7 protein-coding genes, 1 tRNA gene and 4 pseudogenes are annotated in these 12017 nt (G+C 51.2%); 4 read left to right on the plus strand and 8 right to left on the minus strand.

The window, feature by feature from the left end:
- Positions 1-51: 51 nt before the first annotated feature.
- Together cutC and ACMZI0_RS05695 are read right to left on the minus strand one after the other, a co-directional pair.
- Positions 52-815, minus strand: a pseudogene (gene cutC / locus ACMZI0_RS05690) (copper homeostasis protein CutC).
- A gap of 200 nt (positions 816-1015) precedes the next feature.
- Positions 1016-1567 (minus strand): VOC family protein, encoded by a 552-nt coding sequence (locus ACMZI0_RS05695; protein WP_415672236.1) that lies wholly within the window; start codon positions 1565-1567, stop codon positions 1016-1018.
- 750 nt (positions 1568-2317) lie between these two features.
- On the opposite strand from ACMZI0_RS05695, the gene argS reads away from it, so the two are divergent.
- A complete protein-coding gene (gene argS, locus ACMZI0_RS05700) occupies positions 2318-4048 on the plus strand; it encodes an arginine--tRNA ligase (RefSeq protein WP_415672237.1) in 1731 nt (576 codons plus the stop codon).
- 48 nt (positions 4049-4096) lie between these two features.
- Here the strand turns inward: argS and murJ are convergent, their stop codons facing one another.
- The 4 genes and pseudogenes from murJ to rimJ all read right to left on the minus strand — a co-directional run bounded on the left by murJ (position 4097) and on the right by rimJ (position 7969).
- Positions 4097-5632: a murein biosynthesis integral membrane protein MurJ gene (gene murJ / locus ACMZI0_RS05705; protein ID WP_415672238.1), complete on the minus strand. Its 1536-nt coding sequence runs from the start codon at positions 5630-5632 to the stop codon at positions 4097-4099.
- A 113-nt stretch (positions 5633-5745) separates the two neighbouring features.
- Positions 5746-6679, minus strand: a pseudogene (locus tag ACMZI0_RS05710) (Gfo/Idh/MocA family protein).
- A 41-nt stretch (positions 6680-6720) separates the two neighbouring features.
- Positions 6721-7373 (minus strand): annotated as a pseudogene (locus ACMZI0_RS05715) (YceH family protein).
- A gap of 11 nt (positions 7374-7384) precedes the next feature.
- The gene (gene rimJ / locus ACMZI0_RS05720) at positions 7385-7969 is read right to left on the minus strand and encodes a ribosomal protein S5-alanine N-acetyltransferase (RefSeq protein WP_415672239.1); all 585 of its coding nucleotides are present in this window, start codon (positions 7967-7969) and stop codon (positions 7385-7387) included.
- 355 nt (positions 7970-8324) lie between these two features.
- On the opposite strand from rimJ, the gene mdtH reads away from it, so the two are divergent.
- Positions 8325-9530 carry a multidrug efflux MFS transporter MdtH gene (gene mdtH, locus ACMZI0_RS05725; protein WP_415672240.1) on the plus strand — a complete coding sequence of 402 codons (1206 nt, stop codon included), beginning with the start codon at positions 8325-8327 and terminating at the stop codon, positions 9528-9530.
- A gap of 183 nt (positions 9531-9713) precedes the next feature.
- Positions 9714-10274, plus strand: a pseudogene (locus tag ACMZI0_RS05730) (lipoprotein).
- A 38-nt stretch (positions 10275-10312) separates the two neighbouring features.
- On the opposite strand, the gene ACMZI0_RS05735 reads toward ACMZI0_RS05730, so the two are convergent.
- Together ACMZI0_RS05735 and ACMZI0_RS05740 are read right to left on the minus strand one after the other, a co-directional pair.
- The gene (locus ACMZI0_RS05735; protein WP_415672241.1) at positions 10313-10894 is read right to left on the minus strand and encodes a TorD/DmsD family molecular chaperone; all 582 of its coding nucleotides are present in this window, start codon (positions 10892-10894) and stop codon (positions 10313-10315) included.
- Positions 10895-10945: 51 nt separating this feature from the next.
- Positions 10946-11683, minus strand: coding sequence for a phosphatase (locus ACMZI0_RS05740; protein WP_415672242.1), 738 nt, complete (start codon positions 11681-11683; stop codon positions 10946-10948).
- Between the two features lie 244 nt (positions 11684-11927).
- Here ACMZI0_RS05740 and ACMZI0_RS05745 point away from each other — a divergent pair.
- A tRNA-Ser gene (locus tag ACMZI0_RS05745) sits at positions 11928-12017 on the plus strand.

Raw genomic sequence — 12017 nt, forward strand, 5'->3', positions numbered from 1 at the left:
ATCAAGGGACGCTGCGCGGTAAAGGACTCGTTGAGCGGGTTTTCAGCAGCCTCAGGCTACGGTAACCGATTCGCAACTGGCATTCAGTACGCGCTTCATTTCAGCAACAATGTCGCCATCAACGCAATAATGGCTAAACTCGTCCACATCGCTTTCAGCATCCGAACACATGGACACCCCCACTTTGCGAAAACGCATTGTAAAAGGGAGCCAATGACCGGCTGAATTGTGTAATTCCTGAATACCGCTGCGCTGAAATTTATGCAGGTTGGTTAAACGTACCACCTGCTCCCGCCATAATAATTGGACCACGACTCGCACGGGTTAGTTCACGCAATAATGTTAATCCGTTTTCTGCTTGCTGCTGACCCGATGTAAGCACGCTCACCACGCCCAGATCGGTGAGGTTGCTGCAAAGCTACATGCGGATTCAGGCACAGATCGAACGCGCGATGGAACGTCACTGCCATTCCCTCACACAGCGCCATCAGAGTCTTCATTCGCGTCAGATTGATATGCCCTTCTTCATCGAGCACGCCGACAACCACCCCCGGAAATCCCATCTCTTTGATGCGTTGAATATCGTACTGGATGGTGCGAAACTCACTGTTACTGTATCAGAAATCCCCGCCGCGCGGCCGTACAATAGGATGAACAGGCAGCCATATCTTGCTGCGCGCCTCTGCCAGAACGCCATAACTTGGCGTCAGCCCACCTGCCCGTTGGCCCGCACAGAGCTCAATTCTGTCTGCTCCCGCTTGCTCTGCCGTGAGCGCGCAATCAACGCTATAACAGCACACTTCCAATTTTGACATTTGATCTCTCCCGCCTGCGTCACATTGCGCTGTGACCATTGCACCATCAAATAGCACGCTATGGCTTTAGGATAAATATGGCATCTGAATAAAAATGCAAAGGAGAGCGGAGTCACAGAGGACAGGATTGCCCCCGTGCTATCCATGACATGTCACACAAATTTTACCAAAAGATATTCAGCAGCCATCAGCGACAGCGCTTAACCCTGCTCGCTAGCAATTACCTCACGAATCGAGTACGGGTGAAACTTGATGGTAGTTGCGCCATCGCTCACCGCTAACGTGGAATTAGGCAGTCGTTCTTTGTCACTGCCGGGCTGACTGAACTTGAGAGTAATACGCGGAGAGGCCAATGCCTGGTCGGAAAGACACGCCAAAGCACGTGCGTGCAGCGTCTCAGAATCGCCTGCTAAGACCAATTCAACATGCTCCCAACCTTCATTGGGATAAAAACGCTGACCAGGCCAAGGTAATTCAATACAATCGATCTTCCATGGACCAACAACTATTTTTTCGTTAAGCGAAAAAAGGCAAATGGGCCGCCCGTTAATCTGATTTTCAGATATTAATACCCCTATCGTTAATAACGTTTCTTTCCACTGTTCTGCTGTCGTACTTTGATTACAGCGCAATGCTATATGATCCGCGTCGAATTGCGACAAATCCAATGCAAGCGTATCTGCCAACTGTAACAACGCCTGCTCGAAGCGGGCCAAATCCTGTTGAAGCGCGGAGGGAAGCAATCCAGACATGGCATATCTCAACATTAAAAATAATTAATTTTTGAATAGTAACGCTTTACACGCATTTTCACACCATTACGGCGCATGTCAGGCGTCATGCGCCTCAGGGCGCAGGCCACAGCACAAAAAGCCTAATGATACGTGAAACGGGTACTGTAACATCATGAAACATAACGTGATAAAAATCACCTTATGCTATATCCCTTCATTATTTATCACATCAGCGTATTTGATAAGGATATCAAACGGCAGCGGAATTTATAAACACAGCATCGTAAATGACCCACAATAAGTAATTACGCTGGAATCCTAGGCAAATTATACGGAATTAGGGAATATTCTTAAAAGAAAAGATTAATCTTAAACCGCTTGGCCCACATTGTAACACCTAACAAAAACAGGTAATTTGTTATCGTACCGCAATAGTATATACAGAGAAATAATTATGATTTTAGCCATTTTATCGGTTCTGCTTATTGCCATCGCGGCATACGCAATTTTCAAACATTTTAAAACAAGGGAAAGCCAACGTATCGGAACCAGCCATCGGGGAAGAAAGCGTTAAGCACGCATGTTGTCAACGCTAGCCGCATTTTTCTTCTTCACTGTTCCTGTTTTCGACGCGTTTACCCCCTCTCTTCGTGCTCTATCCCCCCTGCATTTTCTCAGGAAAATTCTCGCGGAGAAGCCTTGTCCTGCTGACGTCTCAGCCCAAATATGGTATAAGCGAGGGCTTGATTTTTTATTAAAGGTATCCAGGTGAATATTCAGGCTCTTCTTTCGGAAAAAGTCAGCCAGGCATTGGTTGCAGCGGGTGCGCCCAACGGCACAGACCCGCAGGTGCGCCAGTCAGCCAAGGCTCAGTTTGGTGATTACCAGGCAAACGGCGTCATGGCCGCAGCGAAAAAACTCGGGCTTGCACCGCGACAACTGGCCGAGACGGTAGTTCAACATCTGGCATTGGAAGGCATCGTCGCCAAAACAGAAATTGCGGACCCAGGGTTTATCAACCTGTTTCTGGATGCGCAGTGGCTGGCACAACAAACCGAACACGCTTTGAACTCGCCGAAATTGGGTATTACTCCCGTAGCGCCGCAGACCATTGTGGTTGACTACTCTGCGCCTAACGTTGCAAAAGAAATGCACGTTGGCCACCTGCGTTCCACCATCATTGGTGATGCTGCCGTGCGTACGCTTGAGTTCCTCGGACACAAGGTTGTCCGCGCTAACCATGTGGGTGACTGGGGGACACAGTTCGGCATGCTGATCGCCTATCTTGAAGATGTACAAAAAGACACCGCTGGCGAGCTGATATTACCCGATCTGGAAGCCTTTTACCGTGAAGCAAAACTGCGTTACGACGAAGATACTGCTTTCGCAGAGCGTGCCCGCCACTACGTGGTGAAACTGCAAGGCGGAGATGTTTATTTCCGCGAGCTGTGGAGCAAGCTGGTTGATGTCACCATGACGCAAAACCAGATCACTTATGACCGTCTCAATGTCACCTTGACGAAAAACGACGTGATGGGCGAGAGCTTGTATAACGATATGCTGCCCGGTATTGTTGCCGATCTCAAAGCAAAAGGTCTGGCCGTTGAAAGCGAAGGGGCGACGGTGGTTTTCCTTGATGAATTCAAAAACAAGGAAGGCGAACCGATGGGCGCCATCGTTCAAAAGAAAGACGGCGGCTATCTCTATACCACCACAGATATTGCCTGCGCCAAGTACCGTTATGAAACGCTGGGTGCAAACCGTGTTCTCTATTACATCGACTCTCGCCAACATCAGCATTTGATGCAGGCGTGGACTATCGTGCGTAAAGCAGGCTATGTGCCGGAATCGGTGTCACTGGAACACCATATGTTCGGCATGATGCTCGGTAAGGACGGTAAGCCGTTCAAAACCCGTGCGGGCGGCACCATCAAGCTGGCAGACCTGCTGGATGAAGCCTACGAGCGCGCATTAACGCTGATCGCTGGTAAAAAACCGGATATGGCGCAAAACGAATTGCGCGAACTGGCGCGAGTCGTGTCCATCGGTGCGGTAAAATATGCCGATCTGTCGAAAAGCCGCACCACTGACTATGTGTTTGACTGGGATAATATGCTCGCGTTTGGAGGCAATACTGCGCCCTATATGCAGTATGCTTACACCCGCGTCACCTCTATTTTCAAACGTGTGAATCTTGATAAAGCGGCGCTGACAGAACCCGTTGTGCTTAATGACGGGAGAGAAACTGCTCTGGCAACTCGCCTGATACAGTTTGAGGAAACCATTACTACCGTGGCACGCGAAGGAACGCCGCATGTCATGTGCGCTTACTTGTACGATCTTGCCGGGTTATTCTCCAGCTTCTACGAGCATTGCCCGATTCTGAATGCTGACAGTGAAGCCGAGCGTCAAAGCCGCCTGAAACTGGCCCTGCTGACCGCAGAAACGCTGAAACAAGGGTTGAACACCTTGGGCATTGAAACCGTTGAAAAAATGTAATTCACGGTGGTAAAAAACGGTGGCCGAGCCACCGTTTTTTTTGCGCGTTTACAGACCGCGACGGGCAAAATCACGCGGTCGGAAGCCAAGCAGTGCCAACATCGCAAAGTAGGCACCAGCCCCAACCACCACAACCAGCATCAGGCGAGAAATTCGCATTGTCATGCCGCCAATGTCCCAGGCAGGCATCCACCATAATAGCGCTATCAGTACCGCAGACATGGTCAAAACCGCGACCACCAGTTTAATCAGAAACGTGCCCCAGCCCGGACGCGGCTGAAAAAGCTGCTGTTTGCGTAATTGCCAATAGAGCAATCCGGCATTCAGGCAAGAGGCCAACCCGATGGATAGCGCCAACCCGGCATGCTGCAACGGCCCAATAAAGATCAGGTTCATGACCTGCGTCAGTGCCAGCGTGACCAACGCAATTTTCACCGGCGTTTTGATATCCTGCCGAGAATAGAACCCCGGTACCAGCACTTTTACCACAATCAGTCCCATCAAACCGATGGCGTAGGCGATCAATGCACGCTGGGTCATCAATGCATCCAGCGCGTTGAATTTACCATACTGGAATAACGCGACGATCAACGGTTTCGACAAAATCCCAAGGGCGACAGCACTTGGAAGCGCCAGCAGAAAACACAAACGCAATCCCCAATCCATCAGATGCGAATAGGCTTCCTGATCGCCACTGGCAACACTTTTCGCCAGAGACGACAGCAAAATCGTCCCTAACGCGACACCCAATACACCAGAAGGAAACTCCATCAACCGGTCAGCGTAGTACATCCATGAGACTGCACCCTCATTAAGAAACGAGGCGAATATCGTGTTGATGATCAGCGAAATTTGGCTCACGGATACGCCAAGGATCGCAGGAGCCATCAGTTTCATTACCCGCCCGACACCGGGATGGCGCCATTTAAAACGCGGCAGCACCAACATCCCGATTTTCTTAAGATGGGGGAGTTGGTAAACCAATTGCAGTACCCCACCCAATAACACCGCCCAGGCCAACGCCAACACCGGTGGATCAAAATAGGGCGTAGCAAACAGGGCAAAACCAATCATGCTGATGTTTAGGAACGTCGGCGCAAACGCGGGGACGGAGAAGCGATTCCAGGTGTTTAACACCGATCCCACCATCGATGTCAGCGATATCAATAGAATATAAGGAAAGGTAATGCGCAACAGCGCCGAAGTCAGCGCAAAGCGATCGGGGGTGGCGACAAATCCCAGAGCCGTCACCATGATAACCCAGGGGGCAGCGATCATTCCGGCAACGGTCACCAGCGCCAGCACCAGCGTCAACATGCCCGATACATAGGCAAGAAACGTACGCGTGATTTCATCCCCTTGCTGGCTTTTGTATTCTGCCAATATCGGGACAAATGCCTGCGAAAAGGCGCCTTCAGCAAAAACGCGGCGCAAAAGATTAGGCAGTTTAAACGCGACGAAAAAGGCGTCAGTGGCCATCCCTGCACCAAACACCCGTGCGACAATGGCATCACGGATAAAGCCCAAAACGCGCGATAGCATGGTCATTGAGCTGACCGCTGCCAATGATTTTAATAAACTCATCCGATTCGATTCTGTGGTGTCGGGGTTGCGGCGGAACCTAGCCCGCCAGTCGTGGCGATAGTCTACGCATCAGGGAAGGAATAGCCACCCTTGATGATGAACAACCTCTGTTTTCAGCATGATGTGAGCAGCGCTTCAACCACGCGTTGCGCCAAAATCGCCTGCTCGCCTGAGGTCTGTGGTTCAACGCCTTTTTCAAGTGAGTCTACAAAATGGTGAACCGCGCCTACAAAACCGCGCTGTTCCAGAATACTTTGCCAGGACGGCGCAGGGTGTCGCGTGACGATACCACTGCTTTCCTGCCAGCAATCACTGAGATTATCGACGTGATGCACTGACCCTTCCGTTATCATCTGGACCGACTCGCGCTGGCTTCCCGCACGCCGATGCATACTGGTCATAATCTGACAGGTCGGCGAAGCAAACAGGTGCTCGGCAAAGACCAACTGCCCTGCCGGATTATTACGAATTACGCCGCCTTGTAACTCAGTCCCTTCGCCCGCCAGCCATAGCGCAGTGTCAACCACATGCAGGTAATCATCCAGCAGGGTGAAACGCGCCGATTGCGGGCCAATGCTGTCCGTTCGATGTTTCTCCACCCGAACAGACACAGGATGCAGCAACGTGGATTTCAATGTTTGATAACTGGGAGCAAAACGGCGATTAAAACCTACCATCAACATTTTTCCCTGACGCTTAGCCAGCGCTAACAGCGCCTCTGCCTGCGACAGCGTTTCCGCCAACGGTTTATCGACATACACGTGTACGCCACAGCGCAACAGCGTGCTGACAACATAGTAGTGACTGGCGGCGGTACTGCTCCATCACCGCATCGCACTCTTTCGCCAGGGCTTCCAGCGAGGAAAAACCTGACAGACGATATTGTTGACAGAGCGTGCGCATTTTTTGCTGGTCAGGGGAAAACACGCCGGAAAACGTCCAGCGTGTTGCTTGACTGAGAACAGGCAGATAGGCCTTTTGCGCGATAGAGCCAAGTCCAACCATGCCGATACTGATTTGATTTACATCCGTTTTCTCTGTATCCATTGTGTCACCTACACTCAGGGAGCAAGTCTTGCGAGCAATGCTCAGGATTGTTGGGACAGCACGTACGCCAGTTGCTGTTTCAATTCGGCCACCTCTTGTTCCAGCGCACGGCTACACGCTGCGCGAGATCCGCTGAAGTGGCATCCGCGCTCTCCGTACCGCTAGCCGTTGCCACAACGGGCTCTCCATCGCCAAACAGATGCATAAAACGGTGTTCGCGCTTACCCGGCTCGCGCGCCAGCCTCACCACAAAGGGGCCATCTTCCCGCGATTGCAGCTGTGCCAGCGCCTGCTCGACTTCTTCAACATCCGTGAATTCATACAGCCGCGCTGCACGAGTGCGCAATTCACCTGGTGTTTGCGCACCGCGCAGCAGCAACGTCGTGACCAGCGCCACTTCCTGCGGGGAAAATTTCAGATCGCCAAACTCCGAGTTGCAAAAGCGGTGCTCGTATTTCATCACGCGATTGCCAAAACCACTGAGGGTTCTGACAACGTGCTTCTTGACCAGAAGATCGAGCGTCTGCTGCACATCGTTTTCGCTGAGCTCCAATACGGGCTCGCGGTTGGTTTTCTGATTACACGCCGTTACCACGCCATTAAGCGACATGGGATACTGCTCGGGTGTAGTGATCTGTTTTTCCAACAAACAGCCCACTACGCGCAGCGCGTTGGCATCAAACTGATATTTCATGGTCAGGGCTCCTATCGCTGAGGTGTCCAATGTTCATTCGTTAAGGCAGTCAAAACGTGATCCTGCCATTTGCCGTCGATCAACACGTAGTTTTTGGCATAGCCTTCACGTTCAAAACCCAGCCGCGTGAGCAGATTGCCGCTACGCTGATTATGCGGCATGTAGTTTGCCATAATGCGATGCATATGCTGTTGGCGCTGCATATAGCGCAGTGCGGGCTGCAAAGCTTCATACATCATGCCCTGCCCCTGCCATTTCTCGCCCAGCGAGTAGCCCAGATAGCAGGCGTGGAATGAGCCACGCAGCACGTTGCTGAAATTGGTGACCCCGCGTACCTCGTTTTCATTAGGATCGAGCAGCAAGAAATAGTAGACAGACCCCTGCTTATGCATGTCATTGATCACACTAAGTCGCGCTTGCCATCCTGAAGGATAACAATGGCTGGCATCACGCACGGGTTCCCAGGGTTTTAAAAAATCACGGTTTTCCGCATAGTACTCCGCCAGCCGCCAGGCATCACGCTCGTGGGCTAAACGTACGACCAGCCTGTCCGTTGTCATATATACCCGTGCCGGGGTTGAACGATAGCCAAACATCTCTGCCTCGTTTATTTGCGTTGTTCGATAAGAAAAATTTATCGCGATAATTTGCAGTACAGGTTTTGCTGAAAAAAAACAGCGCCCAAACACGGCACCACACGCGTAACCACGAAAAACACCGATAATCGCTACTATAACCGCATCAATTCTCTGACGTAAAACCTCCAGCGGTGACTTATTGCGCAGTTAATAAAATATCGCCGTATTTTGGCTAAAAAAAAGCCGTTCCGATTGCCTCGTTCAGCGATCGGAACGATAAAAAAATATTGTTCTATAAAGACTACCCTGTCATCAAATTAGGGTACAAAATAGACGGGTTGTATTTCTCTCTTTTTTCTCTTGTGGTGAAAACATGCCTCTGATGTCACAAGCTCGGAGTCTCGGCAAATATTTCCTTTTATTAGACAATATGCTGGTGGTTCTGGGGTTTTTTGTTGTTTTCCCGCTTATTTCCATACGTTTTGTTGACGATCTGGGGTGGGCAGCCTTGCTGGTGGGTATCGCACTCGGTTTACGTCAGTTTATTCAACAGGGATTGGGTATTTTTGGCGGTGCCATTGCCGACAGGTTCGGTGCCAAACCGATGATCATCACCGGCATGTTGCTGCGTGCCGCTGGTTTCGTGTTCATGGCTATCGCCACCGAACCGTGGCTGCTATGGCTTTCGTGTGCGTTGTCCGGCCTTGGCGGAACGCTGCTCGATCCTCCACGTACGGCGCTGGTGGTGAAGCTAGTTCGTCCGCATGAGCGCGGCCGCTTCTATTCGTTACTGATGATGCAAGACAGTGCCGGTGCAGTCACTGGCGCGCTGATTGGCAGTTGGCTGCTACAATATGATTTTACCGTCGTATGCTGGGGCGGTGCGGCACTGTTCGTGCTGGCCGCGGCCCTGAACGCCTGGTTGCTGCCCGCGTATCGCATCTCCACCGTGCGTGCACCGATTTCTGAAGGCCTGCTGCGCGTCATTCGCGATCGGCGTTTCCTGGTTTATGTACTAACACTGACCGGCTATTACATGCTCGGCATACAAGTCTTGTTGATACTGCCTATCATGGTCAATGAGATTGCAGGCACGCCCTCTGCGGTAAAATGGATGTATGCCATTGAAGCTGGGCTGTCGCTCAGTTTGCTCTATCCTACCGCGCGCTGGAGTGAAAAACGTTTCCGACTGGAGCAACGTCTGATGGCGGGGCTGTTTATCATGACACTAAGCCTGTTCCCGATTGGCATAACAACAACCCTACCTTCGCTTCTGATGCTTATCAGCCTGTTTTATATGGGTTCTATCATTGCTGAACCAGCACGGGAAACGCTGAGTGCCTCACTGGCTGACGCCCGTGCGCGCGGCAGTTACATGGGGTTTAGTCGATTGGGGCTGGCACTAGGAGGCGCACTCGGCTATAGCGGCGGCGGGTGGTTGTTCGATACCGGGCACCAGCTTCATATGCCGGAACTGCCGTGGTTTATTTCGGGCATTATCGGCTTACTCACGCTTGCAGCCCTGTATTGGCAGTTCAACCTGCGTAAGATAGAACCCGCTATGCTTGGGGAACATTAACGTGTCATTCTGGCGCTTTCAGACAGTTTCAGTGCTTTCAGCGCTATCTGATAGCTTACCTGGCGCGAATACGGCAGTGTAAACACCAGCCCGTTAGGCCAGCAGGTTTTCTGTTAAGGCAGAGGGCACTGCTATCGTTAAATCGTGATACCGAAGATACGCAGCAATCGCGGAGGAACATTAATGAAAAAATCAGGGATAGCCGCCATTGCCGCTGACGTTACTTTGTTAGTGGCTGCGATCGGCTTACGCAATATTCGCTCAGTGAGCAGGACGTAAACAATTACCTGCAAAAACATAACGATTTCAAAAAACAGATCGGCATTCCTGGCGTGGTAGATGCCACTATCGTGCTGAGCGACCTCAGCAGCCAGATTGGTCGCGCCGAACCGGGCAAGGTGACACTGTCGGGTCATGCCAAGGTGGATATCAGTTCGCTGCTGGGTGCCCAGTCAGCGGATGCGGTGCTTACCCTGAAAGCACAGCCGGTGTTTGATAAAACAAACAGCGCCATCTACCTCAAAGAGATGGAGCTAGTGGATTATCAAGTGACGCCAGAGAAGATGGATACCATATTCAAGACGCTGACGCCCTATTTGAATCAGGCATTGAAGAACTATTTTGATTCAGAAACCGGCCTATGTGCTCAGCGATGAGCACAGCAAAACGGAAGCCTTAGCCAAGAAACTGGCAAAAGGCATTGACGTTAAACCGGGACAGATTGCGATTCAACTGACCGACTAAGACTATGTCAGGTCGGTTCCACCGCCCTGACACCTGACTTATTCTTCACTGCTTTCTTGCTCTACCGCATCGTCCTCGTATTCAACCAAATCCTCACGTAGCGCTTCCAGCGCTTCTCGTGTCAACAGCGCCAGAGTACGATAAAAGGCTGTCGTGGCATGGCTCTCCATTTTACCAAGAAAGCGGTCACTCCACGGCAACAGCAACTGGTCAAACAACGCCAACTGCGCGGCACTTTCATCCTCTTGTGCCTGATCTTCAAGCCAAGATGCTGCCAGCAATAACCCACCGAAATGGTCTGCCGGACCCGCTTTGAGCGGCATGCCAAGCTGTTGCAGAAAAACGCGCACGGCGTCATCGTTCTCATTTTCGACATGGGAAGATCGCCACGGGGAAACCGAGCCTCCCTGTTCGATAAACAGTGCGTGATAATCCGCAGTCAATGCACTGACATCAACGCCCTGCTGCAAGCATTTCAGCAATGCATCCTGATTCAACGGCCAATGTGGTTTTAGTTTGCCCTGTTCGATCATCGTCAACAATGGCACCACCACCTCGTCGTCCGGAGACCGATTAAATAGCGTACCCAGCAGCCGACAAACCAATGAGAATTCGTTCATGTAATAACCTGTTATAGTTATGATAATTAAGTGACAACGTCACGGTTTGATTTATAACGCCGCCAACTCAGCTATTGCTGGGCGGACGCGTTGTTCCAGAAAATCTAAAACGCGACGCGGAGTCACGTTCAGTACACGCTGCTCTGGAAAATCGATTTCCTGCAAAATACACTCGCAGTGCGTAAAATCACCCAGGGTGAACGCAATATGAGAATCAGAGCCAAGTGCCAGCCTGCCGCCCGCATCGCGAACGGCCTCGGCAATGGCGCGGCAGTTCGGTCCACTGCCTTTACGCGAATGCATAAACGAAGAGTTATTCAGTTCCAACGCAACGTCATAATGCGCGGCGGCTTGCGCCACAGCGGGTATATCAATCGGGTATTTGGGGTTGCCCGGATAGCTGATGATATGCACGTGGCCGCTGGCCATGGTGGCAATCAGCGCTTCAGTATGGGTAACGAGATCCTGCGGAGGCAGCACCGGCTCGTGAAATCCGGCAATCACCACGTCCATTTGTTCAAGCATTAACCCAGTGCAGTCGATTTCACCCTGGCGGTTTTTAATATTAGATTCAATACCACGCAGTATCCCTACCCCATCAACCAACCGCGGCCACACACGCATATTCATAAAGTGCCAATAGTGCGGAGCATCGGCCATGTCCGGGCCATGATCGGTAATGGCAAACAGGCGGATATTCTTCCGTTTAGCTTCTGCGATATAGTCATGCAGGGTGCTGTAGGCGTGGGTACTGGCAACGGTATGCATATGTAAATCGACGGGATACATGGTCTCTCCTGACTAAGTATTTCACCTTAATCATACCATTTCTCGCCTTTTCTGGCAGCCTACACCGCAGTTATAACGAAAATTTAACACACACATTATGTCTTGTCGGTGGCAGAATTGGTCAGGGAATCAGAAAATTGCGCTAAGTTTAGCTAAACGCGCGTTTTGTCGCATAAACTCATTGACGCTGCGCAGCAATTTACCTACATTAGCGCCCGTCGCTGCAGCATGCAGTGAATAATCCGGTGAGGTGTCCGAGTGGCTGAAGGAGCACGCCTGGAAAGTGTGTATACGTGAAAGCGTATCGAGGGTTCGAATCCCTCCCTCACCGCCA

The sequence above is a fragment of the Symbiopectobacterium sp. genome (genome assembly GCF_047692315.1).
In the GTDB taxonomy this organism is placed as follows: domain Bacteria; phylum Pseudomonadota; class Gammaproteobacteria; order Enterobacterales; family Enterobacteriaceae; genus Symbiopectobacterium.

Excerpts from the sequence above, each read along its gene's own strand:
- ACMZI0_RS05695 (WP_415672236.1), bottom strand. The coding sequence starts at position 1,567 with ATGTCTGGATTGCTTCCCTCCGCGCTTCAACAGGATTTGGCCCGCTTC.
- murJ (WP_415672238.1), bottom strand. The coding sequence starts at position 5,632 with ATGAGTTTATTAAAATCATTGGCAGCGGTCAGCTCAATGACCATGCTA.
- rimJ (WP_415672239.1), bottom strand. The coding sequence starts at position 7,969 with ATGTTTGGCTATCGTTCAACCCCGGCACGGGTATATATGACAACGGAC.
- mdtH (WP_415672240.1), top strand. The coding sequence starts at position 8,325 with ATGCCTCTGATGTCACAAGCTCGGAGTCTCGGCAAATATTTCCTTTTA.
- ACMZI0_RS05735 (WP_415672241.1), bottom strand. The coding sequence starts at position 10,894 with ATGAACGAATTCTCATTGGTTTGTCGGCTGCTGGGTACGCTATTTAAT.
- ACMZI0_RS05740 (WP_415672242.1), bottom strand. The coding sequence starts at position 11,683 with ATGTATCCCGTCGATTTACATATGCATACCGTTGCCAGTACCCACGCC.